This is a genomic window from Roseateles chitinivorans (assembly GCF_050632235.1).
Classification (GTDB): Bacteria; Pseudomonadota; Gammaproteobacteria; order Burkholderiales; family Burkholderiaceae_C; genus Roseateles; species Roseateles chitinivorans_A.
On sequence record NZ_CP192584.1, the window covers coordinates 1,998,673 to 2,024,784 of the forward strand.

The following is a 26,112-nucleotide window of genomic DNA, read 5'->3' on the forward strand; positions in this document are numbered from 1 at the left end:
GCGGTCGCGGGACTGGGGCGCCTCCAACGTTGGGGTCGGGCGAATGGATCACGGGACAGGCAGCGGCGACGACAACGCCGAGGTCGAAGGCATGCTGGAGGCGCTGTATGGCGCGATCGGCGAGGAACGTGGCCGCTGGGTCGGCAGTTTCCAGAACTACCGGCTGACCAGCGCGTTCCAGCCGGTCTACAGCTATCCGCACCGCCGGCCGGTCGGCTACGAAGGCCTGATCCGGGTCGAGGACGAACGCGGCCGCCCGATCACCCCGGTCACCGCCTTCGAGGGTGTCGGCAACTTCGAGCAGCAGATCTGGCTGGACCGCCTGTGCCGGCTTCTGCACGTGCACAACTTCGTCGCGCAGCGGCAGCCGGACTGCTGGCTCTTCCTGAACATCCATCCGGCCGTCTTCATGCATGCGGCGCTGCAGGTGCGCATGCTGGCGCGCGCCGTGGAGGTGGTCCATCAGCTGGGCCTGCCCACGCATCGCCTGGTCTTCGAGGTCACCGAGGCCGTGATGGCGCGCGACGACAGCTTCGAGGAAGCGGTCGAGGCCGCCCGCGCCACCGGCTGCCTGCTGGCGCTGGACGATTTCGGCGTGGGGCATTCGAACTTCGACCGCATCTGGCGGATCCGGCCGGAGATCGTCAAGCTGGACCGTTCGCTGCTGATGCGCTCGCGCGGGTCGCGTCGCATGGCGCGGGTGCTGTCGCAGATGGTGGCGCTGCTGCACGAATGCGGATCGCTGGTCCTGCTGGAGGGCATCGAGACCGTCGAGGACGCGCAGCTCGCGATGGATGCGGACGTGGACCTGGTGCAGGGCTTTGCCTTCGGGCATCCGGCGCCGTTCCTGCGCGACGGGGCGGGCGTGTCCGCGCTCGAGGATGTCTGGAGCCTGTTCAACGAACGCCAGGCGCAGCTGCGGCGCGACCACCTGGACCGGCTGACGCCGTTCCGCACGGCGCTCGCGCTGTCGCTGCAGGCGGTGCAGCAGGGGCGGCCGCTGGCCGAGGCCTGCCGCTCCTTCCTCCAGCTGGACGGCGCGCAGATGACCTATCTGCTCGATGACGACGGCCGCGAGATCGGTGCCCGCGCGGTGCCGGCCTCGGGCCCGGCGGCGATCGACCCGCGCTTCCTGCCGATGGAGCGTGCCGGCGATGCGCGCTGGGCGCGTCGACCGTACTTCCGCCGCGCGGTCGAGACCGTCGGCGAGGTCCAGACCACGCGTCCCTACCTGAGCCTGCACGGTGCCAGGATGTGCGTGACGGTGTCGGTCGCCTACTGGCAGGACGGTCGCCTGCGCGTCCTGTGCGGTGATCTGGACTGGGACGAGGTCTAGTCAGACGTCACTCGCACTCCCCAGGCCCGCGGTCAGCGGGAGAGGGTGGGGCCGGAATGGTGCTGGGGGTTCCCGGAGGGACGCCCCTGCGCCGTGGAGTGCCCGCGCTTGGCCATACGGAGTACGACTCCCGCAAGGCCTGTCCCCGGGTCCAGGACTTGCCAAAGGAGGGCGGGTCCACTTCCGCCGAGGTCCTGCGGGGCCGCTGCCCTCCCATGTCACGACTGCAGTACCTGCTTGCCGCGCTTGCGGCTGGGGCGCTGCGAGGGCCGCGGCGCCTGCCGCCTGTTCATGGGACCGGCCGGGGCACGACAGTTTCATGGGCGATGTGCCCGCCGCCGTCGATCGCTACACGGACATCGCGCCGGATGTGCGCGAGCGCTTGAAGGCGCGCATGCGGGCGCACGACTACAACGACATCGTCGAGATCTCGCGTGATCGGATCGCGGGCGACGCGAGCTACGAGCCGCAGATCCGCGACATGCATTTCGGACAAGGCCGCGTGTGTGCGAGCGTGAGCCGGGACCGCTGGTCCGATGAGCAACGCGAACGCGCGCTGGTCTACTGCGAGGGGACGGCCTGCGTGATGGTGCCGACCGTCTGCCGCAACGTGAGCCGCATCGCGCGGGTGCCGGGCAGCGGGGGCGGCCCCGTGCCGCCGCCGGGCGAGGGTGAACTGCCGTTCGATCCGCCGGGGGCCGGCGCGCCGGCGCCGGTGCCGGAAGTGGTGCCGCCCTTGTCGACCTTGCCCCCGCCGCTGCTGACGGGGCTGCCGGCCACGCCGCCCGGCTCGTTCGCGAACCCGCCGCGCGTGTCGATCGGCCCGCCGGCCGCGGGACCGCCGCCGACGCCGATCCCGACGCCGTTGTTCGTGCTGCCGCCGCGTGTCGATGAGCTCCCGCCGCCGGCGGTGCCGGAGCCCTCGACCTTCGCGATGGCCGCGGCGGGTCTCGCGTTGCTGGCGTGGCTGGTCAGGCGCGCTTCTTCTTCGCGTCAGCCTTCGCGCCGGCCTTGACCGCTGCCTTCGCTGCCTTGGCGCCCCCTTCGCGCCCGCCGTGTCGTGGCGCTTCAGCCAATCGAAGAACTCGCCGTACCAGAGCTTGGAGTTGCGCGGCTTCATGACCCAATGGTTCTCGTCCGGGAACCAGACCAGGCGGGCGTCGACGCCCTGCGCCTTCAGCGTGTTGTAGTAGGCCAGGCCCTGCGCGTCGGGGACGCGGTAGTCGAGCTGGCCGTGGATGACCAGCGTCGGCGTGTTGAAGTGCTGCGCGTAGCCGATCGGACTCTGCGCGGCGACCTTGGCCGGATCCTTCCAGTACGCCGTGCCCAGCTCCTTGGCATGCCACAGGTAGGCGTCGTTCGCGAACATCGCCGTCCAGTCGAAGCAGCCCGCGTGGCAGATGTAGGCCTGGTAACGGCCGGCCGGCACGTGGCCGTTCATCCACGCGACCATGTAGCCGCCGTAGCTGCCGCCCGTGGCGAAGACCCGCTTCGGATCGGCCCAGGGCTGCTTGAGCAGCAGGTCGGTCGCGATCTCCACGTCCTGCAGTTCCAGCTCGCCCCAGCGGCCGGTGATCGAGTCGGCGAAGCGGTTCCCGAAGCTCGACGAGCCGTGGTAGTTCACGCAGGCGACGACGTAGCCCTGCGACGCCATCGCCTGATGGTTCCAGCGCCAGTGCCAGCTGTCGCCCATTGCCGTGTGCGGGCCGCCGTGGATCAGCTGCATCAGCGGCACCTTGGTCTTCTGCTTCGGATCGAAGCCGGGCGGGTGGTAGAGCCACATCTGCACGAGTTCGCCCAGCGCGCCTTCGTACCAGAGCTCCTCGACCTCGCCGAAGCGCACGGCGGCGAGCGCCTCGTCGTTGAAGGACTCGATGCGGTGCAGCACCTGCTCCTCGGCGTCGCCCTCGCGATCGACGACGGACACCTGTGGCGGGAAGGACGCGCTGTCGTGCAGCACGACCAGCGTGCCGGCCTCCAGCGCGAACGCGCCGACATGGCCGCCCTCGCACAGCGGGAACGCGTGCAGCGTCTTCACGTCGAAGCGGTAGAGGTGGCGGCGGCCCTGGTCCTCGGCGCAGAAGATCACCCCGAGGTCGTCCTCGTCCCAGCGCAGCGGGGCGGCGACGTCGTGGTCCCATTCTTCCGACAGCACGGCCCAGTTGCCGTGCGTGTCGAGCACCGCCAACTGCTGCGGCATCGTGTGCTTCAAACCCTGATGGGTCGCGATGAAGGCGATGTGATGGCCCGCGTGGCTGTAGACCGGCGCGACCAGGTCCCAGCCCGGCTCCTGCAGCAGCACCTGGGTGCGGCCGGATCTGACGTCGATCTCGGCCAGCGCGTTGCGGTGTTCCAGCGTCTTGGGCGTCTCGGGGTCGAAACTGAACACGATGCGCCGGCCATCCGGCGAGACGTCGAAGGTGTCGGCATCGGGCTCGGCGCGGCTGAGTTCGAAGTCGGTGCCCTCGAACAGGTCGCGGACCTCGCCGCTGGCCAGGTCGATCACGTGCAGGTGCGGCACGCGGTTCATCGGCAGCGAGTGGTCCCAGAAGCGGTAGAAGCCTTCCTCGGTCACGTAGGCCGAGTCCTTGCGATCCTTGTCCGCCTTGCGGCGTTCGGCCTGCGCGGCCTGGCCCTTCAGGCCCGGGTCGACCCAGGACACGAAGGCCAGGCGCTTGCCGTCCGGGAACCACTTGAAGGACTCGACGCCGAAGGGCAGCTTCGTCACGCGGCGCGCCTCGCCGCCGTCGGGCGGGATCACGTAGAGCTGCGGCGCCTCGTCCTTGTCGCCTTCCTGCTCGCGGCGCGCGATGAAGGCGATGGCATCGCCGACCGGGCTCCAGCGCGGCTGGCCGTCCTTCTCGCCGGCGGAGGTCAGCGCGCGCGGCTCGCCGCCCAGCGTCGACAGCAGCCACAGCGAGGTCGCGCCCTTGTTCTTCTCCATGTCGTGGCGGGTGACCGGCACGACCGCCTGCGCGCCGTCCGGCGACAGGCTGGGCGCGCCGATGCGCGCCAGCGCCCACAGCGCATCGACGTCGAAGGTCTTCAGGTCGGCGGATTGCTTCTTCTTCGAGGTGGCCATCAGGCGCTCCGGGGTTTGTCGATCAGCCACTGCAGGTGGGTCTGGATGGTCGGCCATTCGGCCGCGGTGATGCTGTAGACGGCGGTGTCGCGCGGCAGGCCGTTGGGCATGACCATGTGCGAGCGCAGGACGCCGTCGAGCTGCGCGCCCAGGCGCTCGATCGCGCGGCGGCTCTGCGTGTTCAGGCGGTTGGTGCGGAACTCCACCGCGATGCAGCCGAGAGTCTCGAAGGCGTGCTTCAGCAGCAGCAGCTTGCACTGCGTGTTCAGCCCGCTGCGCTGGCTGGATGCGCGCGTCCAGGTCGAGCCGATCTCGACGCGGCGGTTGGCCGCGTCGATGTTCATGTAGGTCGTCATGCCGGCGACGCGGCCGTCGGCGTCGAAGACGACGAACGGGTTCATCGAGCCGGCGTCGCGCAGGCCGAGCCGGCGGTCGATCTCGGCGCCCATGCGCTCAGGCGTCGGCACGCTGGTGTACCAGAGCTTCCAGAGCTCGCCGTCGGCGACCGCGTCGACGAGCGCCTCGCGGTGGTCCGGGGAGAGCGGCTCGAGCCGCGCATGCGGGCCGGTCAGCGAGACCGGCACAGTGAAGGGGTTGGGTGCGGTCATGGATCGAGCCGACCCTCGGCCGGCAGTGCGAGGAAAGAGGTGAAGTGCAGGCAAGGGCGAGGGGGAATCCTCAGCCCCTGTTGCCGAGCAGCAGCCGGCGCAGCGCCCAGCGGCAGCCGCCCATCCCGACGAGGATCGTCAGCAGGCCCAGGATCTGCGTCGGTCCCCAGCCGGGTTCGCCGATGAATTCCCATCCCAGCGCGCGGCCGGCCAGCAGGCCGATCACGCCGCCGCCGACGAATCCGAGCGCGTCGGCCAGCGCGGCGCGCCAGGCGGTGTTGAAGTCTTGACTCATGCGCGGATCGTACGGGCGGCGATCAACGGTTGCGGCTCTGCATGTAGACGAGTTTCTCGAACAGGGTCAGGTCCTGCTCGTTCTTCAGCAGCGCGCCCACCAGCGGCGGGATCGCGACCTTGTCGTCCTGGGTCTGCAACGCCTCCAGCGGGATGTCCTCGGCCAGCAGCAGCTTGAGCCAGTCGATCAGTTCCGAGGTCGAGGGCTTCTTCTTCAGCCCCGGCAGCTTGCGCACGTCGTAGAAGGTCTTCAGCGCGGCGGCCAGCAGGTCCTTCTTCAGGCCCGGGAAGTGGACGTCGACGATGGCCTGCATCGTGTCGGCCTCGGGGAACTTGATGTAGTGGAAGAAGCAGCGGCGCAGGAAGGCGTCCGGCAGCTCCTTCTCGTTGTTGGAGGTGATGAACACCAGCGGCCGGTGCTTGGCCCGCACCCACTCGCGGGTCTCGTAGACGTAGAACTCCATCCGGTCGAGTTCGCGCAGCAGGTCGTTGGGGAACTCGATGTCGGCCTTGTCGATCTCGTCGATCAGCAGCGCCACCGGCGTGTCGGACGCGAAGGCCTCCCACAGCGTGCCCTTGACGATGTAGTTGGCGATGTCGCGCACCTTGTCGTCGCCGAGCTGGCTGTCGCGCAGCCGGCTGACGGCGTCGTACTCGTACAGGCCCTGCTGCGCCTTGGTCGTGCTCTTCACGTGCCACTGCAGCAGCGGCAGCCCCAGGGCCTTGGCGACCTCCTCGGCCAGCAGCGTCTTGCCGGTGCCCGGTTCCCCCTTGACCAGCAGCGGCCGCGTCAGCGTGATGGCCGCGTTGACCGCCAGCATCAGGTCGGGCGTGGCGACGTAGTCCTGGGAACCTTGGAATTTCATGAGGGGCTTCTCTAGCGCAGGGGTGAAAACCAGTATATAGGGCCCCCTATAATCGCGCCGCCCCAAATCCTAGAAGATCGGGACCATGAGAAGACAACTGCAGATCTCCCTCGCGTTGATGCTGGCCGGAAGTGCGTTTGTTGTAGCCGCTCAGTCCAACGCTCCTTCGTCGCCCGCGCCGGGACAAGCGCCGTCGACGACCAACCCTGGCGCTTCAGCCGCCGCAACACCTGGCCCTCAGGCCGCACCTGGCCCCCAGGCCAACGTTCAGGCCAAGGTGGCCATGTGCATCGGCTGCCACGGCATCCCCGGCTACCAGGCCACCTTCCCCGAAGTGCACAAGGTGCCGATGATCGCGGGGCAGAACGCCCAGTACATCGCCAACGCGCTGGCGGCTTACGCCAAGGGCGATCGCAAGCACCCGACGATGCGCGGCATCGCCCTGCCGCTGGGCGACCGGGACATCGCCGAGATCTCCAACTACTACGCCGGCCTGGCCAAGGTCGATCCGGTGCCCGCGACGGTCGAGGCGCCGGCCGACGTCAAGAAACTGCTGGACAAGGGCGCCTGCGCGAGCTGTCACGGCGCCAACTTCAGCAAGCCGATCGACGGCACCTACCCGAAGATCGCGGGCCAGCACGCCGACTATCTTTACGTCGCGTTGAAGTCCTACCAGATCGAGGGCAAGCCGTATCACGGACGCACCAACGCGGTGATGGCAGGGCAGGTCAAGCAATTCAGTCACGCGGAACTGAAGCTTCTTTCACAGTATCTGGCGGGTTTGCCGTCCGAACTACGTACAGTCCCGCAATCGCGGTTCCGCTGAACGTGGCAGGCTTTCAGCCAGCCTCGGGTTCAAGCGAAGAGAAGTAGCCAAACCGCCCACCGGGGCGGTTTTTTCATGGTTGATCTGACTGTGCGTGCGCCAAGGAGGGCGCCATACTGTGTTGTCCTGGACGAAAACGCCAGTCATGCTGAAGAAGATTCCCACGACCCAGGTGAAGCTGGGCATGTTCCTGCAGGGGATGGAAGGGTCGTGGCTGTCGCACCCTTTCTGGAAGACGAAATTCGTCCTCACCGATCCCGAGGACCTGAAGGCGCTGAAGGCCAGCGGCGTGCCGTTCTGCTGGATCGACGCGTCCAAGGGCCTGGATGTCGACGCGCCCGAGGCGCCGAAGGCGTCCCTGGCACCGCCGGCGTCTGCGCCCGTTGCGGCGGCAGCGCCGGCCGCCGCGGAGCCGCCGGCCGCCCCCGCCGTCGTGGCGGCATCTCCCCGGCTCGAACTCAGCACCGCGCCCGCGTCGATGGGCGAGGAACTCGAACGCGCCACGCAGGTGATGCAGCGCTCCAAGCGCGCGGTGATGCACCTGTTCGGCGAGGCGCGGCTGGGCAAGGCGATCGACGCCGAGCAATGCCTGCCCCTCGTGGAGGAGGTGGCGAGCTCGGTGGTCCGCAATCCGTCGGCGCTGATCAGCCTGGCGCGGCTGAAGACCAAGGACGACTACACCTACATGCACTCGGTGGCGGTGTGCGCGCTGATGGTGTCGCTGGCCCGGCAGATGGGCCTGGACGAGCCGCAGACGCGCGAGGCCGGCCTGGCGGGCCTGCTGCACGACGTCGGCAAGATGATGATGCCGCTGGACGTGCTGAACAAGCCGGGCGCGCTGACCGACGACGAGTTCGCGATCATGCGCGACCACCCGACACGCGGCTTCGAGATGCTCAAGGAAGGCACCTCGGTGCCGGAGGCGGCGCTGGACGTCGCGCTGCGGCACCACGAGAAGATGGACGGCTCGGGCTATCCGGGCAAGCTGGCGGGCGAGCAGATCAGCCTGCTGTCGCGCATGGGCGCGGTCTGCGACGTCTATGACGCGATCACCTCGAACCGCCCCTACAAGAACGCGTGGGATCCGGCCTCGTCGCTGGCGCGGATGGCGCAGTGGACGGGGCATTTCGACCCCCGCGTGTTCCAGGCCTTCGTGAAGTGCGTGGGCATCTATCCGGTGGGCACGCTGGTGAAGCTGCAGTCGGGCCGGCTGGGCGTGGTGCTGGAGCAGAACGCCACGGCGCTGACGGCGCCGCGGGTGCGGGTGTTCTATTCGACCAAGTCGCAGATGCCGATCCCGACGCTGGTGCTCGACCTGTCCTCGCAGAATGCCGGCGACCGCATCGTCGGCCGCGAAGACCCGGCCACCTGGGGCTTCCAGCGGCTCGACGAACTCTGGCAGGCGCCGGCGAAGTGATGCCGTGGCCGAGGCGCGCGGTCTCGGGAGAGACTGCGCGCACGGCGAGCGCAAGTCTCGGTAGTCGTCACTGACTCAGAGCGGCAACGCTCTTCAATCTCTGAGGCGAAAGTCTCCTAGTTCAGGCCATGGTTCGTCTGAACCGTCCGCCGGAAGATGCAGACCTCGCGCTGATGAATGGCGCTGGAGGGCATCCGATGGCAGTACTTTGGAAAGACGGCGGCGTGGACGTGGCCAGCACATCAACTTCCGAATCTTTGGCCGCCGAGGTCGAGGTCGACGAGGTTCCGCTGCAGGCGCCGTTTGACGTCGTTGCCTATGCTGGCCCCGTCACCATTGGCGGGTACGAGCGCCTGAGCGACCTTCTCGAAAGCAAGAAGCGAAACGAGGACGTGCTGCTGATCCTGGAAACCGCTGGCGGGGATCCCGATGCTGCATTTCGCATCGCCCGCGCGCTGGGATTCCACTATGGCCGTGTGCATGCTTTGATCCCCCGCTATTGCAAGAGAGCCGGCACCTTGATCGCCCTCGGGGCGTCGGCGCTTTACATGGATGACCGGAGCGAATTGGGGCCGCTGGATATCCAGGTCGCTCGCGGCGACGAGATCGGTGCAACAAGTTCGGGCCTGGAGCAGCGTACCGCAGCGGACATCTTGCTCTTGCAGTACCTGGACGTTTTCAAGGTTTCAATGGCGGACTTGTCCCATCATGGGCTTTCCACCAAGTGGCCTCGGACATCGCGGCCGGACTTGCCGCGAAACTGATTCGACCGTTGGCCGAGCAGGTCAACCCGCAACGTCTGGCGGAGATGCATCGCGCGGTGTCGATTGCCCATGCCTACGGGCAACGGCTGGCGGAGCGTGGCTGCAACATCGAGCAGGAAAAGCTGGCGGAACTTGTGTCCGGATATCCCTGTCATTCCTTTGTGATCGACCGAAAGGAAGCACGGACGCTCTTCCGAAGGGTCTGGCACGTCGGCGACCCCTTTCGATCTATCGCGAAACGATATGCCCATTGGTTGGCTGCTGGGGCGCAGGAGACGAGCCCTGTCGTTTCTCTTCAATCCTTCCCTTTGACCTCAAGGACTGTTCTGATGATCAAGACCACGCTGCCATTTGACCTGATCATGCAGTCCAAGCGACGGATGCTGAAGTACATCATCGCGTCGAACCCCAGGCTGTTCGAGCCCAATCGAAAGCCGGCGGATCAAAGGCCGTCCGGAAAGACCCCGACCTCCCGTTGACCCTGCGCTCCCTACACTCCGCGACATCACACGACGTCGGGGAGCGCGGGATGACACGAAGGCTCATGCTGCTGGCGCTGTGCGCCGGCGTGGTCGGAGGAACGGTCGGCGGCGCGTCGCCGGCCCACGCGCAGACGCTGCGATGGGCCAGCCAGGGCGACGCCCAGACGATGGACCCGCACTCGCAGAACGAGAGCCTGACCAACGGGATGAACTCGCAGGTCTACGAGCGCCTCACCGCCCGTGACCGCCAGCTCAACATCGTGCCGGGTCTTGCCACCGAGTGGACCCAGGTCAGCCCGCTGGTCTGGCGCTTCAAGCTGCGTCCCAACGTCAAGTTCCACGACGGCTCCGCGTTCACCGCCGACGACGTCGTCTTCTCGATCCAGCGTGCCAAGGCGCCGACCTCGCAGGTCGCCGTCTACGCCAATGCCGTCGGCACCGCGCGCAAGATCGACGACCTCACCGTCGAGATCACCCAGCCGCGCTTCAACCCGATCTTCCTGCAGCACCTGGACCTGCTCTTCATCATGAGCAAGTCCTGGAGCGAGCAGCACAAGGTGACGAAGCCGCTCAGCTTCAAGGACAACGAGGAGAGCTTCGCCGGCTTCAACATGAACGGCACCGGTCCGTTCATGCTGGTCCGCCGCCAGCCCGGCATCCGCACCGTCTACAAGCGCAATCCCAACTGGTGGGGCCGCTTCGAGGGCAACGTGCAGGAGGTGCAGTTCACGCCGATCTCCAACGACGCGACGCGGCTCGCCGCGCTCGTCTCCGGAGAGGTCGACCTGCTGCTCGACCCGGCGCCGCGCGACGTGCCGCGGCTGCGCGCGACGCCCGGCGTGCAGGTCATCGAGGGACTCGAGAACCGGCTGGTGTTCGTCGGCATGGACCAGGCGCGCGACACGCTGGTCTACGGCCGCGCGCCCAACGGCAAGAACCCGTTCCAGGACCTGCGCGTGCGGCGCGCGATGTACCAGGCGATCGACATCGACGCCATCCACAAGCGCTTGATGAACGGCCTGTCGCAGCCCACCGGCGGGCTGACGCCGTCGCCGCTCGGCGCCTTCAACGATCCGGCGCTGGAGACGCGGCTGCCCTTCGACCTCGCCGCCGCGCGCAAGGCCATGACGGACGCCGGCTACGCCGACGGCTTCGAGGTGACGCTGGACTGCCCCAACAACCGCTATGTCAACGACGAGGCGATCTGCCTCGCGCTGGCGTCGATGTGGGCGCAGATCAAGGTGAAGGTGAAGGTCAACGCGATGCCGCGTGTCCTGTACTTCCCGAAGCTGGAACGCTACGAGACCAGCCTCTACCTGATGGGCTGGGGCGGCGCGATCACCGATGCGGAGACCATCCTGACGCCGGTCTACCGCAGCGAGGACAGGCCCTCCGGCGCCGGTTACTACAACTACGGCCGGTCGAGGAACCCGAAGTTCGATCAACTGGCGGGCGCGTCCTCCACGGAAGCCGATCCCGCCAAGCGCGAGCAGCTGATCCGCGCGGCGCTGCAGGAGTACCGCGAGCAGATCCACGTCCTGCCCCTGCATCGGCAGGCGGCGCCCTGGGCGGTCCGGCAGGGCGTGAAGGCCGTGCATCGCGCCGACAACTGGCTGGACTACGCCTGGGTGACACTGCCGAAATGAATGGCCCTCCTGAGATGATCGTCAGCGTCGAGAAGCAATGGCTGGCGCGGCTACGCGCCGATTACCGGAACGAACGAGGACGCTGCGTCGTCAGCCACGAGCATGAAGGGCCGTTGCGCCTGCTGAAGAGCCTCTACCCGGAGGGCGAAGCGATCTGCCACAGCGTGCTGGTGCATCCGCCGAGCGGGCTGGTCGGCGGCGATACGCTGGACATCGTCGTGACGGTGGGCGAGGGCGCTCATGCGCTGGTGACGACGCCGGGTGCGACGCGGTTCTATCGCAGCCCGACCGGTGCGCTGGCCACGCAGCGTGTGCAGGCGACGCTGGGCGATCGCGCGCGGTTGGAGTGGCTGCCGCTCGAAGCCATCGCCTATCCTGGCTGCGAGGCGTTGAATGACGCCCGTTTCACGCTGGCGCCGACGGCGGAGCTGTTCGCCTGGGACATCACCGCGCTCGGGCTGCCCGGCGCAGGGCAACCGTATGCGTCGGGACGCTTCCAGCAGCATCTGGAAATCCCCGGCGTCTGGATCGAACGCGGACTGCTGGACGCCGCCGACGCGTTGCTGATGGACGGCGACCTCGGGCTCGCAGGCCATCGATGCCTGGGCACGCTGGTGTTCGCGGCCGGCGCCGCGATCGGTCGCGAACGCCGGGAACAGGCGCTGGACGCGGTCCGCGCGCTGATCGAGGCCGATCCGCTGCGCCTCACCGCCGGTGCGACGGCGGCCCAGGACGGCGTGCTGGTGGTGCGCGCACTGGGCCCGGTCGTCGAGCCGGTCTCGCTGCTGCTGCGCCGCTGCTGGGCCGCCTGGCGTCAGGTCTTGTGGGGCCTGGACGGAGCCGCGCCGCGCCTCTGGGCGATGTAGCGGGGCGCGCGCCACCGGCATCCAGGGCAAGACCCCGGCCCGGGCGCATCCCCCACTCTGGGGACGCCCGCTGATGTCGCTGTGGCAACGATGTCTCAGAGTTGTAGCCAGCGCACCAAGCCAGCGCTTAGCATGGCCTCTCCACAGACGGTCTCCAGGGAGGTGATCGCATGGCTTCACGTACCGCTTCTTGCAGTTGCGGCCAATTGAAGATCGTGGTGCAGGGAGAGCCGCTGGGAACCGGCCTCTGCCACTGCCTGGCGTGCCAGCGTCGCACGGGCAGTGTCTTCGCGACGCTGGCGGCTTTCGCCGAGCCTTACGAGGTCGTCGGCATCGCCACCGAGTTCGTGCGCGCCGGCGATCAGGGCGCACGCTTCCGCTTCCACTTCTGCCCCGTCTGCGGGAGCAACGTTTTCCACACGGAGGAAGGCGTGGAAGGCTCCGTCGGCGTCGCGGTCGGCGGGTTCGGAGATCCTTCGTTCCCGCCGCCCCAGGACTCGGTCTACACCTGCCGCATGCACGGCTGGGTCCGCTTGCCGGAGGAGGTCAGAACCTATGACAAGGATCCGATGTAGCGGGGGATGAAGTCGGGCGAAGGGCGCTGCAGGACTACCTGGACCCCGCGCGCTGCGCGCGCCCCTCACCCCCACCCTCTCCCGCAAGCGGGAGAGGGAGTCCGACTGGACTCCTTCTTGCGCTTCTCCCGCTTGCGGGAGAAGAAGCCACCGCGCCGCTCTTCTTACTCCCTCTCCCGCTTGCGGGAGAGGGCAGGGGTGAGGGCCCGCGGCGGTGGCAGTACGCATCCACCGGTCCCGGGCACCGCGCCTCCGCCATGACTCGTCGGCGGGGCACCCGGGCCGATGGGGCGTTCTTCTTGCCGGTCAGGCGGCCAGACGCAGGTCCGGACGCACTTCGGTGAGCGTGGACGGGCGCAGCGGCTGCGCCAGGCGCAGCAGGTGATTCGGCTCGCTCAGGAAGCGCATGCGGTCGGCGTTGCTCATCGCGTCGACGACGCCCGGCTGCGCCGTCAGTTCGCCCAGTCGGCGGGCGCGCACCTCGGCGCGCTTGCCCAGGCCGACGTCGCGGCGACCCATCGCCTCAGCCGCCAGCGCGGTCAGGCGGCGGCTCGCCAGCAGGTCGGCGAAGCCGGGGAGACGACGCTCCTGGCGACCATAGGCCCAGGCGTTGCGCAGCACCGTCGGCGTGAGGCTCTCTTCCGGAATCACCAGCAGGCCGGCGCTGCGCATGCGCTCGCCCAGGCTGGCCCGGCTCGACAGCACCGTGATCGGCGCGGCCAGCAGCAGCGGCAGGGCGATCGGGGCGATCCAGATCAGCGTCGAGGGGCTCAGCGCGCCGATCACCGCGGTGATGGCCAGCGTCACCAGGCTGATGCGGCCGTAGGCGGCGAAGGCCTCGCGCCAGGACACGTCCTCGGCGGCCCGCGGGGGCGACTTCCAGTCCAGCGAGATGCCGGTCAGCGCGACCACGCAGAAGATCGAGTGGGCGACCATCCGCAGCGGCGCCTGCAGCAGCGACATGCCGGCCTCGGTGGCGCAGGAGGCCACCAGCTTCAGCGAGCCGCCGTACTGCGACTGTTCGCCGCGCAGGATCAGCGCGGCCACCGACAGCAGGCGCGGCAGGACCAGCATGCCGATCGTGCCCAGCCACAGCGCGGCCACGCCCGGGGCCAGCGAGCCGTCTTCCAGGAAGGGCTGGAAGGCCTCGTTGCCGCCGACGTTCCAGAGCAGCACGCCCAGGCCGACGTACAGCAGCCACAGCGGGGCCGCGAGGTAGGACAGCGCGCCGGTGACCAGCATCGCGCGGTGGACGCCGTGCAGACCCGGTTCGGCGATCAGGCCGGCGTTCTGGATGTTGCCCTGGCACCAGCGGCGGTCGCGCTGCAGCTCCGCCAGCAGATGCGGCGGTTGTTGTTCATAGCTGCCCGGCAGGTCGGCCACCAGCCACACCTGGTAGCCGGCGCGGCGCATCAGCGCGGCTTCCACGAAGTCATGGGACATGATGTCCTTGCCGCGCAGCGGGGCCAGGGCGCAATGCTTCATGAAGGGCTCGACGCGGATGATCGCGTTGTGGCCCCAGTAGTGGGCTTCGCCCAGTTGCCAGAACTGCATGCCGGCGGCGAACAGGCGACCGGTCACGCGGCTCGCGAACTGCTGCGCGCGGGCGTGCGGCGTGTCGTGGCCGCAGACCTGGTTGGCGGCCTGCAGGATGCCGGCGCGCGGATGCTTCTCCATCAGGCGCACCAGGCCCAGCAGGCAGTCGCCGCTCATCACGCTGTCGGCGTCCAGCACCACCATGTAGCGGTAGTTGCGGCCCCAGCGGCGGCAGAAGTCGGCCACGTTGCCGGCCTTCTTCTTCACCCGGCGCTGGCGCCAGCGGTAGTGGATGCGACCGCGACCGGCGAACTGCGCGCGCAGCTCGGCCCAGGCGGCCAGTTCCTGCGTGCGACGCTCGGGGTCGGAGCTGTCGGAGAGGATGTACACGTCGAACAGACGCAGCGCGCCGGCCGCCGCGAGCGACTCGCAGCTGGCGCGCAGGCCGGCGAAGACGGTGGTGACGTCCTCGTTGCAGATCGGCATGACCAGCGCGGTGCGCGCGTCGGCGCCCAGCGCGTCATTGCCGGCGTCCTTGATGCTGATGGCGTGCTTGTCGCCGCGCAGCATGACCCAGAAGCCCATCACCGCGGTGACGCAGCCGGCGCTGACCCAGGCGAACAGCAGCGCGAACAGCCCGAGGTGCACGCATTGCAGCGCGAAGGCGAACGGATCGGCGGCCCAGCCGCGGTGCGTCTGCCAGAGCACGCCGGTCGCCAGCGCGGTGGCGCCGAGGATCGACAGCTTCAGCGCGTTGCGACGGTTCCTCGCGGCGGTCTCCCAAGCCTCGGGCGGCTCGGCGCCGGGCAGCGATTCGACCGGCGGATTGCGCAGGCCCCAGGCGCGGGGCACCATCGCGCCGCGCTTGATCGCCGGGGCGCTCGGACCGACCGGCCCGGGGGCGGCGGCGGCTTGGTGCACGGTGGCGGTGTGCGTGGATTCGATCATGTCGTGCTCCTTCACTGGGGAGGAAGAATCAGGCTCCAGGTCTCGGTGAGGACCTGTTGCTTCGTCTGGAGGAAGCCGCGCAGCTCGGTCGACTGACCGGGGCGGACCTGCTTGATGCGGACGGCCATGCGCCAGCCGCCGGTGACCGGGTTCGGGTAGGCGTTGACCTCGGTGACCTCGCCGTTGCCGTTGGTGCTGGCGACGGCCTTGACCTCGGCGCCGGCCGGCAGCGCGGCCAGCGACGGGCCTTCGAAGTCGACGATGAACTGCTGCTCGTTCTTGTCGAGCTTGGCGTAGCTGTAGCCGGTGCGGGACTGCACGGCCCAGGCGCCGGGCGGGCGCTGCTGCTGCTCGCCCTGCAGGTGCAGGCGGTACGAGTAGTCCAGCGGCTGGCCCGGGGCCGGCTGCTTGGCGGGCACCCAGTAGGCGACGATGTTGTCGTGCGTCTCGTCGGGCGTGTGCAGCGACATCAGCTCGACGCGGCCCGGACCCCAATCGCTGGTCGGCTCGACCCAGGCGGAGGGACGCATCTCGTAGCGCGCTTCGGTGTCCTCGTAGTTGGCGAACTTGCGGTCGCGCTGCATCAGGCCGAAGCCCTTCACGCCGGGCAGGGTGAACGAGGTGGTCAGCGTGCCGTTCGGGTTGATCAGCGGACGCCAGATCCATTCGCCCGTCGAGCTGGCGACCATCAGGCCGTCGCTGTCGTGGACCTCGGGCCGGAAGTCGCCCTTCTGCGGCTGGTTCTCGCCGAACAGGTACATGCTGGTCAGCGGGGCCATCGCCAGCGTGGCGACCGGCGAGCGCATGAACAGGCGCACGCGCGTCTCGACCACGGTCTCGGCGCCCGGCTTGATCACGAAGGTGTAGACGCCGCTGGCGCGTTGCGAGTCCAGCAGCGCATGCACGGTCAGCGACTTGGCGTCGGCCGCGGGGCGCTCGATCCAGAACTCGGTGAAGCGCGGGAATTCCTCGCCCTTGCCGCCGACGGTGTCGATGGCCAGGCCGCGGGCCGACAGGCCGTAATGCTGGTTGGCGCCCAGGACGCGGAAGTAGCTCGCGCCCAGGAAGACGGCCAGCTCGTCCTTGTACTTGTCGTTGTTGAGCGCGTAGTGCGCGCGGAACCCGGCGTAGCCGACGTCGCCCCACTTCTGAGGCGACAGCTGGCTGTTCTTGCCGTAGTCGAAGTCCTCCCGCTTGAAGGGGACAGGTCTTGCCTGGCCGCCGACGATCTCGTTGATGCGCACGGCCTGGGTCTGGTAGTGGCCCAGGTGGAAGAACATCAGCTCGAAGGGCAGCTTCTCCTCGCGCCACAGCGCGCGCGCCGGCTTGAACCGGATGTCGCGCATCTGGTCGTAGTTGAGGTTCTTCAACTCGGCCGGCAGCGTGTCCGGCGGCGCGACGTAGGGCTTGGCCGCGAGCGCCTTGGCGCGCTCGGCCACCTCGTCGAAGCCGAAGGCGTGCGCCGCGGCGGTGGCCGCCAGCAGCGCGGCGCCGACCGCGAGTCCGAAGAACGACCCCATCCACCGACGCTGGCCGGCCTGGAGGCGGGCACTGGCCGCCTGGATGAGGACCCGAGAGGAGGGGTGTGAATATTTCTCATGTGACACACCTACTGCAAGGCCTGTGCCACATGGGAAATATGTTCTAAATCAACAACTTATGTCGTTGGTGCGGTGCCGCACACGGGAATTTCTGTCGCCGGAGGGCGACGCGATTGCCGCCGGTTCTTCCAAGTGATTGATTTGAAAGGGATTTTCTTGTCGCTATTCGGCGACAGGCCCATCGGCGCGGAACATGGAGGGGTCCAGTCCGTTGCGCTGCAGCAAGCGGTAGAACTCGGTCCGGTTGCGGTCGGCGAGCCGCGCCGCATCGGCGACGTTGCCGTCGGTGAGCTTGAGCAGGCCCACCAGGTACTCGCGCTCGAAGCGCTGTCGCGCCTCGGCGTAAGGAAGTACTTCGATGCTGGGCGAGCGCAGCGCGCGCTGCACCAGCGAGAGCGGGATCAGCGGCGAGGTGGCCAGCGCGCTGACCTGCTCCACGACGTTGTGGAGCTGGCGCACGTTGCCCGGCCAGGCGGCCATGGTGAGCGCCTTGAGCGCATCGGGCGCGAAGCCGTTGAGGCGCTTGTCGTACTTGGTCGCGAGCTTCTGCAGGAAGTGCTGGGCCAGCAGCGGGATGTCCTCGCGGCGCTCGTCCAGCGTGGGCAGCGTCAGGCTGACGACGTTGAGGCGGTAGTAGAGGTCCTCGCGGAACTGGCCTTCGGCCAGCGCGGCCTCGAGGTCGCGGTGGGTCGCGGACAGGATGCGGACGTCGATGGGCACCGAGGCGCTGGCGCCGACCGGGCGCACCTGGTGCTCCTGCAGCACGCGCAGCAGCTTGACCTGCAGCGGCAGCGGCATGTCGCCGATCTCGTCGAGCAGCAGCGTGCCGCCGTCGGCGGCCTGGAACAGGCCGCGGTGGTTCGCCAGCGCGCCGGTGAAGGCGCCCTTGACGTGGCCGAAGAGCTCGGACTCCAGCAGCGGTTCCGGGATCGCACCGCAGTTGACGGCGACGAAGGGCCGCTTGGCGCGAGGGCTGGCGGCGTGGATCGCGCGGGCCAGCAGCTCCTTGCCGCTGCCGCTCTCGCCGCGGATCAGCACCGGCGCCTGCGAGGCGGAGACCAGCCGCGCCTCGGCCAGCACCTCGGCCATTACGTTGGAGCGGCTGACGATGGATTCGCGCCAGAGCTGGTCGGGGCTGTCGTCCTGGTGGACGGCGGTGAGGGTCAGGGCTTGCGCGATGGTGTCGAGCAGCGCGCGGCCGTCGAAGGGCTTGGTCAGGTAGGTGTAGACGCCCTGTGCGGTCGCGGCGACGGCGTCGGGGATGGTGCCGTGCGCGGTCAGCAGGATCACGGGCAGGGCGGGGTGGCGCTCGCGGATCGTGTTGAACAGCGCCAGGCCGTCCATGCCTGGCAGCTGCACGTCGCTGAGCACCAGCGCGGGCCGCTGCACGTCGAGCTTGGCCAGCGCCGCCTCGGCGCTGCCGACGGCGGTGACGTCGTAGCCGGCGGCCTCCAGCCGCATCTGCAGCAGCTTCAGCAGGTCGGCGTCGTCGTCGACGATCAGGAGCCTCGCGCCGCCGCTCATGCGTATTCCCTGTCTGCGGCGCTCATGGCTTGTCCAACGCGGAGCGCGGGCCGCCCAGGCTGCGTTCGATCGCCTTCAGCGCCTCGAGCTTGCGGTTCGCGTCGTCCAGGCGGCGCTGCAGGTCGTCGCGAGCCAGACGCGTCTTGTCGAGCTCGCCTTCCATGCGGCGCTGTTCCGCGACGCGGTCGACGAGGAACTGCGCCATCGGGCGCCACTCGTCGGCCTCGGGACGCGCGTCGCGCAGGACCTGGTCGAGCAGCGTCTGGGCGCGGAAGGTCTCGCCGTTGGCGTGGCTGAACATCAGCGCGAGCGCGAGCTGCACGGCGTTGCCGGGCGGCAGCGACGCATCGTCGCGCGGGGCGACTTCCTGCGCGAGTTCCAGCGGGCTCATCTGGCGCAGCCGGTCGTTGAGGTTGAGCACGATGCGCGCGGCGTTGTCGGTCGGCGCGACGACGGGCACCTGCACCGGCACCTGCACGCGGACCTCCTTGATGATGGTCTTGGGCGGCTGCTGCGCGCAGCCGGCGGCGAGCGCCGCGGCAAGCGTCACGGCGAGAGTCCGCGTCGCGGAGGTCATGCGTTCGAGGACTTCAGGAACCGGGGCGTGTGGGCGCATGGCAGCGTGATTCTGAAATGGGCGCCTTGATCGGCAGGCAGCAGGTCGATGTGACCGCCATGGGCGGCGATGTATTCGGTGACGATGGACAGGCCGATGCCGGTGCCCTTGAGCGCGTCGTCGGGTTGGCGTTCGCCGCGGTAGAACGGCTCGAAGATGCGGGCCTGGTCCGTCGGTGCGACCCCCGGGCCGTTGTCGCGCAGGTCGATGGTGAGCTGGCCGCCCTGGCGCGCGAGGTCGATGTCGACGCGGCCGCCGGGCGGGGCGAAGCGTATCGCATTGGAGAGGAGGTTGCCGACGGCGGCCGCGATCTTGGCCGGGTCGACTTCCGCCTCGAGCGGTCCGCCGGACAGCGTCACTTGCAATCCGCGTGCCTGCCATTGCAGCCGCTGGTGGTCGATCGTGCCCTGGATCAGGGACACGAGCTCGGTGCGCTGCGGCTTGAGGTCGCGCGCCTCGAAGGCGGCGGCGTTGAAGCGCAGCAGGTCCTCGATCTGGCGCTGCAGCACGGCGGTGTTGTCGCGCAGGATGCGCGTCACTTCCTTCTGCTTCTCGTTGAGCGGGCCGGCGACCTCGTCCTCCAGCAGCGCGGTGCCTTCGCGGAGCGCGGCCAGCGGGGTCTTGAGCTCGTGCGAGACATGCCGCAGGAAACGCGCCTTGTCGGCATCCAGCTCGGCCAGCCGCAGCCGCAGCCAATCCAGGCGCTGGCCGATCACGCGCAGGTCGGCGGGGCCGCGGATCTCGATGCGGTCGTCCAGGCGGTTCTCGCCGAGGCCCTTGATGGCGCGGGCCAGGTGGCGCAGCGGCCGCGTCAGGAAGATGCCGAACACCAGCGACAGCAGCGCGGCGATGCCGATCGCGCCCAGCACCTGCTGGCCGAGCAGCACGCGGTTGTTCTCGAGCTTGTCCTGCAGCACGCGGTTGCTGGACTCGGCGTGCTTGCGCACGTCGTCGGCCAGGCCGCCGGTCAGGCCGCCGAGTTCGCGGAAGCGCGTCATCAGGTCGGTCTCGCGCTTGCGCGGGTTGAGGCCGCGTGGCGTGTCCATCAGCGCGCGGACCTCGGCGAGCTTGGTCTTCCATGCGTCCAGCGGCGCGGGGGCCAGGCCTTGTCCGCGCAGCAGGCCGAGCAGGCGCTCGGCGTCGTCGGCGTCCTCCTCGAAACGCTGGCGCAGCACGTGGTCTTCCAGTACGGCGTACTGCCGCGCGGCACGCTCCATGCTGACGCCGCGGTCGCCGAGCTGCTGGACCTCGGAGCTCATGCGCGCGGCGCGCACGACGGCCTCGCGGCTCTGCACGGTGAGGCGTTCGAGCGTCAGCAGGCCGCCCAGCGACGCGGCGGCGAGCAGGCCGGCGATCGACAGGAAGCCGATCAGCAGCATCTGGCGGAAGGAAATGCGATTGAGCATCGGGCGGCATGTTAGCGGTCGCCTCGGGACCGGCCGCCGAGGCGCCCCGCCAAGGGCTGTCGCCGGCGACGATCCGGAGACGGACGGATACTTCGCCCGCCATGAATCTGCATCGCGTCGATCTCGTCTCGCTGTCGCTCTTCAGCCTGGTGGCCCGCACGGGCAGCATCAGCAAGGGGCGGCGCTGGCCGCGCTGGCGGTGGGCGCGGCGAGCAAGCGCCTGAGCGACCTGGAGCATTCGCTGGGCGCCACGCTGCTGGAGCGCCATTCTCGCGGCGTGACGCTGACCGCGGCGGGCCTGGCGCTGCAGCAGCATGCGCAGCGCATCCTCAGCGACGTGGACCAGATGACGGCCGACCTGTCCGACTACGCGTCGGGCCTGACCGGCGTCGTGCGGTTGTGGGCGAATACCTCGGCGGTGACGCAGTTCCTGCCGGAGCAGGTGTCCGCCTTCGTGCGCGACAACCCGCGCATCCGCATCGAGCTCGAAGAAGCGGACAGCCACGAGATCGTGGTCGCGGTGCTGGACGGCCGCGCGGACCTCGGCATCTTCGCGGACCGCACGCCGGCGCTGGGCCTGCACGTCCTCAACTACCGGCACGACCGGCTGGTGCTGGTGGCGCCGGTCGGGCATCCGCTGACGAAACGCAAGACGGTCCGCTGGGAGCAGGCCGTCGAACACGACTTCGTGACGCTGGCGAAGGCGACCTCGCTGCAGAAGCGGCTGGAGATGGAGACCGAGAAGCTCGGCCGGCGCCTGAAGAACCGCATCCAGGTGCGCAGCTTCGACGCGATGTGCCGCATGGTCGCCGCGGGCATGGGCATCGCGGTGCTGCCGGACGTGGCGGTCGAACCGCTGCTCAAGCCGCTGAACCTGCGGCGCGTGGGACTCGACGAGGCCTGGTCCGACCGGACGCTGCTCATCGGGGTGCGTGATCTGGATGCGCTGCCGAGGCATGTGCGGGTGTTCATCGACCATCTCTGCTTGTAATCACCGCTCGGCGATTTCTCTTACTCCCTCTCCCGCAAGCGGGAGAGGGAGCGAGAGTGCACCGAGTTGACCTGAAGGCGCTCTCTTTCGCAGCAGAGGCAAGACGAGGGAGAACCCGCCCCCGCTTTCGCGATCCGTGAAAGCTGGCGCCGCCACTCCGGCATTCCCCCGGAGGCGGACCTTCCCAGAATCCGTCTCCATTACAAGGAGACATCGAGCCATGGAAGGTCTGCAGGCGCTGCACGGGCTGCGCATCGTCGAGATGGGGCAATTGATCGCCGGTCCGTTCGCCGGGAAGACGCTCGGCGACTTCGGCGCCGACGTCGTGAAGATCGAGGCCCCCGGCAGCGGCGACCCGCTGCGCAACTGGCGCATGATCCAGGACGGCACCTCTGTCTGGTGGCAGGTGCAGTCGCGCAACAAGCGCTCGATCGCCCTGGACCTCCGCCAGAAGGACGGCCAGGACATCGCGCGGCAGCTCATCGCCGAAGCCGACGTCCTGATCGAGAACTTCAGACCTGGCACCCTCGAGGGCTGGGGCATGTCCTATGAGGAACTCGCGAAGACCAATCCCGGCCTGATCATGCTGCGCATCAGCGGCTATGGACAGACCGGTCCCTACCGCGACCTGCCGGGTTTCGGCGTGATCGGCGAGGCGATGGGCGGCCTGCGTCATCTGACCGGCGAGCCCGGCCGCGTGCCGGTGCGCTGCGGCATCTCCATCGGCGACACGCTCGCCGCGCTGCACGGCACGATCGGCGTGCTCACCGCGCTCTACCACCGCAAGGTCAACGGCGGCCGCGGCCAGGTCATCGACGTCGCGCTCACCGATGCCGTGCTCAACGTGATGGAGAGCCTCGTCCCCGAGTACAGCGCCTTCGGCGCCGTGCGCGGACCGGCCGGCTCCGCGCTGCCCGGCATCGCGCCGTCCAACGCCTATCCCTGCGCCGACGGCGTCGTGCTGATCGCGGGCAACGGCGATTCAATCTTCAAGCGATTGATGCAGGTGATCGGCCGCGAGGACCTCGCCAACGACGAGGCGCTCGCCAACAACGCTGGCCGCGTCGCCCGCGTCGAGCAGATCGACGCCGCGATCGGCGCCTGGGCCGCGACGCGCACCGTCGAGGAGGTGCTGGCGCCGCTGGGCGAGGCCAGCGTTCCCGCGGGCCGCGTCTACACCGCCAAGGACATCGTCGAGGACCCGCACTTCCGCGCCCGCGACATGATCATCAAGCAGCAGACGCGCGACGGCCACGAGCTCGACGTGCCGGGCATCGTGCCCAAGCTGATGGGCACACCGGGCGCCGTGCGCCGCGCCGCGCCGCGCCTGGGCGGTGACACCGACGAGGTGCTGCGCGAGATCGGCCTCACCGACGGGCAGATCGCCGCGCTCCGCGACCGCAAGATCGTTTCCTGAAGGCTCCGTGATGACTGCTTCCGCTTCCCTTCCTGCGACCACTTCCGCGTCCCCTTCCGTGGCGGGCGTCGCCGCCCGCGTGCCTTCCGATGTCTGGACCGGCGCCGGACGTCGCATCTTCATGCAGGACGTCGGCACCCGCGACGGCCTGCAGGCCGAGACGATCTTCGTGCCGACCGCCGACAAGATCGCGCTGGTCGACGCGTTGTCGGAGGCCGGTCTCGCCAAGGTCGAGGTCACGGCCTTCGTGTCACCGAAGGCGATCCCGGTGCTCGCCGACGCGTCCGAGGTGATGGCCGGCATCACGCGCAGGCCGGGCGTGATCTACACGGTGCTGGTGCCCAACGTCCGAGGCGCGGAGCGCGCCATCGAGGCCCGCGCCGACGAGCTCAACCTGGTGATGTCCGCCAGCGAGAGCCACAACCTGTCCAACCTGCGGATGACGCGTGAGCAGTCCTTCGCCGGGCTGGCCGAGGTCGCCGCGATGGCGCATCAGGCCGGCATCGCGGTGAACGTGTCGCTGTCGTGTTCGTTCGGCTGCCCGATGGAGGGCGACGTCCCGTTCGAGACGGTGCTGGGCTGGTGCGGCCACTTCCTGGAGGATCTGGGCGCCCGCGGCGTGACGCTGTGCGACACCACCGGCATGGCCTATCCGACGCAGGTCGTCGCGCTGGTGCGAGCCTTCCGCGAGCGCTGGCCCGAGGCCCAGCTCACGCTGCACTTCCACAACACGCGCGGCATGGGCCTGGCCAACGTGATCGCCGCGATCGATGCGGGCGCGGACCGTTTCGATGCGTCGCTGGGCGGCATCGGCGGCTGTCCGTACGCGCCGGGCGCGACCGGCAACGTCTGCACCGAGGAGATCGTCCATGCGCTGCAGTGCATGGGCTGCGACACCGGCGTGGACCTGGAGCGGCTGATCGCCGCGGCCAGGCGCCTGCCGCCGCTCATCGGCCACGCGGTGCCGAGCCAGATCGTCAGCGCCGGCCGCCGGCTGGACCTGCATCCGCGTCCACGCGACTTCGACGCGATCCGCGAGCGCGCGCTGGCCCGCGACGCCTGAGTTCCGGTCCGCCTTCCTGCCCGATTTCCTGCCCGATTTCCTGCGCGCTGCACCTGTTCCCGCACGACCTTTCCCGCACGACCTTTCCCGCACGACCTTTCCCGCTTCACCCCCAACGACAACGCCGCCCCGAGCGGCTTCCCCGGAGACAAGACCATGAACCGAATCCGCCGCCGCCTCGCCGTGGCCGCTCCTGCCTTCGCGTTGATCGCGACCGCCGCCGCGCTGGCACCGATGACCGCCGCGCAGGCGCAGTCCTACCCGAACAAGCCGATCACGATGCTGGTCGGCGCCGCGCCTGGCGGTACCACCGACATCGCGGCGCGCATGCTGGCCGAGCCGCTGGGCAAGGCGCTGGGGCAGACGGTGGTGGTGGACAACCGCTCGGGCGCCAGCGGCGCGCTGGCCGCCGTCGCGACCAAGCGCGCGGAGCCGGACGGCTACACGATCCTGATGCAGTACTCCGGCTACCACGTGATCACGCCGCACATCCAGAAAGGCGCCTGGGAGCTGAAGGACCTGCGGCCGGTCGCCAACGTGCTGACCGCGCCGCAGCTGATCGTGCTGCGCGAGGGCGTGCCCGCGAAGAACACCGCCGAGCTGATCGCCTACGCGAAGAAGAACCCGGGCAAGCTGTCGTTCGCGTCCTCGGGCAATGGCTCGCTGCAACACGTCACCGGCGTGATGCTGGAGCAGCAGGCCGGCATCCAGATGATCCACGTCCCGTACAAGGGCACGGGGCCGGCGCTGCAGGACCTGCTGGGCGGCCAGGTCGACCTGACCTTCGGCACGCCGCCGCCGTTCATGCCCTTCATCGCGGCGGGCAAGCTGCGCGCGGTCGCGGTGACCGGCAAGGAACGCCTGTCCTCGCTGCCCGACGTGCCGACCGCCACGCAGGCCGGGCTGCCCAACCTGGATGCAGGCTCATGGTTCGCCGTCTTCGCGCCGGCGAAGACGCCGCAGGCGGTCGTCGACAAGCTGACCAGCGAGATCCAGAAGATCATGGCCACGCCCGAATTCAAGAAGAAGGCCGCCGAGCTGGGCGCGACCGCCGACTACATGAACCCGCAGCAGCTGCAGGCGCATTCGGACGCGGAGTTCCAGCGCTGGGGCAAGGTGATCTCCTCGGCGAAGATCCAGGCGGATTGAGCCAGCCGCCGCGCGTTCGATCTGCCGCGACCCGTCCATCCCCCTCACGGGGGCCCCCATGAGGAATGAAGTTCCGAAGGGGTGCGCTCCATAATCCCCGCGCCCGCCGTCCGAGGACGGACCCCTGACCGATCGCGGGCGTCAAGGAGAGGAGCGAATGAACAAGCATCGACTGCGCGCCGTCATCGCGGCGGGTGTGCTGGCCCTGGGCGCCGGCGGATTCATGGCCGGCGGCGTGTTGGCCGCATCGGCCGCCAACGAGAGCCCGTCCACGGCCGCCGGCACCGAACGTCCAAAGGTCATCGCGCTGATGGCCGCCGTCGGCGACCGCTTCACCGTCGTGAAGCAGCAGCGAACCGTCGGCTCCAACGTGGACCCGCACCTGCGCATCGTGAGTTCGATCCCGGACGACGCGCTGAACGTGGCCGTGCTGCGCGGCCTGGACCGCGGCATCGAGCAGGAAGAGCCGCAGGCCGAGCGCGTGCTGCTGCGCTGGAGTCCGTCGCCGGCCCTGGCCGAGGCGCTCGACAAGGTCAAGGGCCGCGAGCGCGACGAAGAACTGCTGGGCGCCGTGATCGAGGTGCTGCGCGCCTCGCCCGGCCGCGCGCAATGGGATCGCGTCGAGGTGATCCTGCCGCGCTTCAGCCCGTTCGAACGCCCCGGCATCGTCGGCAAGCTGCAGGGGATCGGTCTGTACGTGCATGGCCTCAAGCGCGGCGGCGACGCGCTCGACGAGATGAGCGGCGACTGGACCGGCGCGGCCGAGGGCACCGGCGGCGAGAAGGTCGTCAACCCGCACAACGGCACGATCGTCCGCGCGACGACCTACATCGCGCCCTACATGTACTTCGAGCGGGTGACGCTGGACGCCAGGACCCTGGTCGTCCTCGCCCGCAAGTCGCAGTTCGACGCGAACAAGTTCAACGGCCAGGGCGTCGAGATCGGCAACGAACTGCTCGAGGAGAAGCTGCTGGCGCTGGCCGAGCGTTCCGCGTTCCAGTCGGTGCGTGGCAAGTCCAGCGTCGAGGTCACCGCGCCCAAGCTGAGCGAGTCGGAGCCGGCCGCGAGCGGCACCGCGCGCTGAGCGCTCCGCATGCGG

At 69.1% G+C, this 26,112-nt stretch carries 21 protein-coding genes and 2 pseudogenes; 14 read left to right on the plus strand and 9 right to left on the minus strand.

What is annotated here, in order from left to right; translation table 11 throughout:
* Window positions 1-43 precede the first annotated feature (43 nt).
* Together ACQ859_RS08960 and ACQ859_RS08965 are read left to right on the plus strand one after the other, a co-directional pair.
* Window positions 44-1,336, plus strand: a complete 1,293-nt coding sequence (locus ACQ859_RS08960; RefSeq protein ID WP_431265482.1) for an EAL domain-containing protein — start codon at window positions 44-46, stop codon at window positions 1,334-1,336.
* Window positions 1,337-1,655: 319 nt separating this feature from the next.
* Window positions 1,656-2,351 carry an MHFG family PEP-CTERM protein gene (locus tag ACQ859_RS08965; protein ID WP_431266500.1) on the plus strand — a complete coding sequence of 232 codons (696 nt, stop codon included), beginning with the start codon at window positions 1,656-1,658 and terminating at the stop codon, window positions 2,349-2,351.
* 57 nt (window positions 2,352-2,408) lie between these two features.
* Here the strand turns inward: ACQ859_RS08965 and ACQ859_RS08970 are convergent.
* The 4 genes and pseudogenes from ACQ859_RS08970 to ACQ859_RS08985 all read right to left on the minus strand — a co-directional run.
* Window positions 2,409-4,475 (minus strand): annotated as a pseudogene (locus ACQ859_RS08970) (S9 family peptidase); the annotation flags it as partial.
* Complete coding sequence (locus tag ACQ859_RS08975; protein ID WP_431265483.1) at window positions 4,418-5,026, minus strand: GNAT family N-acetyltransferase; 609 nt, start codon at window positions 5,024-5,026, stop codon at window positions 4,418-4,420. The gene ACQ859_RS08975 and the pseudogene ACQ859_RS08970, both read right to left, overlap by 58 nt.
* A gap of 70 nt (window positions 5,027-5,096) precedes the next feature.
* The gene (locus ACQ859_RS08980) at window positions 5,097-5,321 is read right to left on the minus strand and encodes a hypothetical protein (RefSeq protein WP_431258859.1); all 225 of its coding nucleotides are present in this window, start codon (window positions 5,319-5,321) and stop codon (window positions 5,097-5,099) included.
* A gap of 22 nt (window positions 5,322-5,343) precedes the next feature.
* Complete coding sequence (locus ACQ859_RS08985) at window positions 5,344-6,186, minus strand: AAA family ATPase (protein WP_088406056.1); 843 nt, start codon at window positions 6,184-6,186, stop codon at window positions 5,344-5,346.
* A gap of 118 nt (window positions 6,187-6,304) precedes the next feature.
* On the opposite strand from ACQ859_RS08985, the gene ACQ859_RS08990 reads away from it, so the two are divergent.
* The 7 genes from ACQ859_RS08990 to ACQ859_RS09020 all read left to right on the plus strand — a co-directional run bounded on the left by ACQ859_RS08990 (window position 6,305) and on the right by ACQ859_RS09020 (window position 12,762).
* Entirely contained in the window at window positions 6,305-7,012 is a 708-nt protein-coding gene (locus ACQ859_RS08990; protein WP_431266501.1) for a c-type cytochrome, read from the plus strand.
* A 145-nt stretch (window positions 7,013-7,157) separates the two neighbouring features.
* Entirely contained in the window at window positions 7,158-8,429 is a 1,272-nt protein-coding gene (locus tag ACQ859_RS08995; RefSeq protein WP_431265484.1) for an HD-GYP domain-containing protein, read from the plus strand.
* A 128-nt stretch (window positions 8,430-8,557) separates the two neighbouring features.
* On the plus strand, window positions 8,558-9,193 hold the full coding sequence (locus ACQ859_RS09000) for an SDH family Clp fold serine proteinase (protein ID WP_431265485.1): 636 nt from the start codon (window positions 8,558-8,560) through the stop codon (window positions 9,191-9,193).
* The gene (locus ACQ859_RS09005; protein WP_431265486.1) at window positions 9,154-9,672 is read left to right on the plus strand and encodes a hypothetical protein; all 519 of its coding nucleotides are present in this window, start codon (window positions 9,154-9,156) and stop codon (window positions 9,670-9,672) included. Before ACQ859_RS09000 ends, ACQ859_RS09005 begins: the two co-directional genes overlap by 40 nt.
* 50 nt (window positions 9,673-9,722) lie before the next feature.
* Window positions 9,723-11,321, plus strand: a complete 1,599-nt coding sequence (locus ACQ859_RS09010; protein WP_431265487.1) for an ABC transporter substrate-binding protein — start codon at window positions 9,723-9,725, stop codon at window positions 11,319-11,321.
* Window positions 11,318-12,187 carry an urease accessory protein UreD gene (locus ACQ859_RS09015; RefSeq protein ID WP_431265488.1) on the plus strand — a complete coding sequence of 290 codons (870 nt, stop codon included), beginning with the start codon at window positions 11,318-11,320 and terminating at the stop codon, window positions 12,185-12,187. Before ACQ859_RS09010 ends, ACQ859_RS09015 begins: the two co-directional genes overlap by 4 nt.
* Window positions 12,188-12,357: 170 nt before the next feature.
* Window positions 12,358-12,762, plus strand: a complete 405-nt coding sequence (locus tag ACQ859_RS09020; RefSeq protein ID WP_088406050.1) for a GFA family protein — start codon at window positions 12,358-12,360, stop codon at window positions 12,760-12,762.
* Between the two features lie 306 nt (window positions 12,763-13,068).
* Here the strand turns inward: ACQ859_RS09020 and mdoH are convergent, their stop codons facing one another.
* The 5 genes from mdoH to ACQ859_RS09045 form a co-directional block, all read right to left on the minus strand.
* Window positions 13,069-15,246 carry a glucans biosynthesis glucosyltransferase MdoH gene (gene mdoH / locus ACQ859_RS09025; RefSeq protein WP_431265489.1) on the minus strand — a complete coding sequence of 726 codons (2,178 nt, stop codon included), beginning with the start codon at window positions 15,244-15,246 and terminating at the stop codon, window positions 13,069-13,071.
* Between the two features lie 11 nt (window positions 15,247-15,257).
* A complete protein-coding gene (locus tag ACQ859_RS09030) occupies window positions 15,258-16,766 on the minus strand; it encodes a glucan biosynthesis protein G (protein ID WP_431265490.1) in 1,509 nt (502 codons plus the stop codon).
* A gap of 243 nt (window positions 16,767-17,009) precedes the next feature.
* A complete protein-coding gene (locus ACQ859_RS09035) occupies window positions 17,010-18,371 on the minus strand; it encodes a sigma 54-interacting transcriptional regulator (RefSeq protein WP_088408824.1) in 1,362 nt (453 codons plus the stop codon).
* Window positions 18,372-18,393: 22 nt separating this feature from the next.
* Entirely contained in the window at window positions 18,394-18,921 is a 528-nt protein-coding gene (locus tag ACQ859_RS09040; RefSeq protein WP_431265491.1) for a hypothetical protein, read from the minus strand.
* 23 nt (window positions 18,922-18,944) lie between these two features.
* Entirely contained in the window at window positions 18,945-20,393 is a 1,449-nt protein-coding gene (locus tag ACQ859_RS09045; protein WP_431265492.1) for an ATP-binding protein, read from the minus strand.
* Between the two features lie 101 nt (window positions 20,394-20,494).
* On the opposite strand from ACQ859_RS09045, the pseudogene ACQ859_RS09050 reads away from it, so the two are divergent.
* The 5 genes and pseudogenes from ACQ859_RS09050 (at window position 20,495) to ACQ859_RS09070 (ending at window position 26,097) form a co-directional block, all read left to right on the plus strand.
* Window positions 20,495-21,384: pseudogene (locus ACQ859_RS09050) on the plus strand (LysR family transcriptional regulator).
* 220 nt (window positions 21,385-21,604) lie between these two features.
* Window positions 21,605-22,801, plus strand: coding sequence for a CaiB/BaiF CoA transferase family protein (locus tag ACQ859_RS09055; RefSeq protein ID WP_431265493.1), 1,197 nt, complete (start codon window positions 21,605-21,607; stop codon window positions 22,799-22,801).
* 121 nt (window positions 22,802-22,922) lie between these two features.
* Window positions 22,923-23,864 carry a hydroxymethylglutaryl-CoA lyase gene (locus tag ACQ859_RS09060; protein ID WP_431266502.1) on the plus strand — a complete coding sequence of 314 codons (942 nt, stop codon included), beginning with the start codon at window positions 22,923-22,925 and terminating at the stop codon, window positions 23,862-23,864.
* A gap of 156 nt (window positions 23,865-24,020) precedes the next feature.
* Window positions 24,021-25,013: a Bug family tripartite tricarboxylate transporter substrate binding protein gene (locus ACQ859_RS09065; protein ID WP_431265494.1), complete on the plus strand. Its 993-nt coding sequence runs from the start codon at window positions 24,021-24,023 to the stop codon at window positions 25,011-25,013.
* Between the two features lie 157 nt (window positions 25,014-25,170).
* Window positions 25,171-26,097 (plus strand): hypothetical protein, encoded by a 927-nt coding sequence (locus tag ACQ859_RS09070; protein WP_431265495.1) that lies wholly within the window; start codon window positions 25,171-25,173, stop codon window positions 26,095-26,097.
* Window positions 26,098-26,112: the final 15 nt, after the last annotated feature.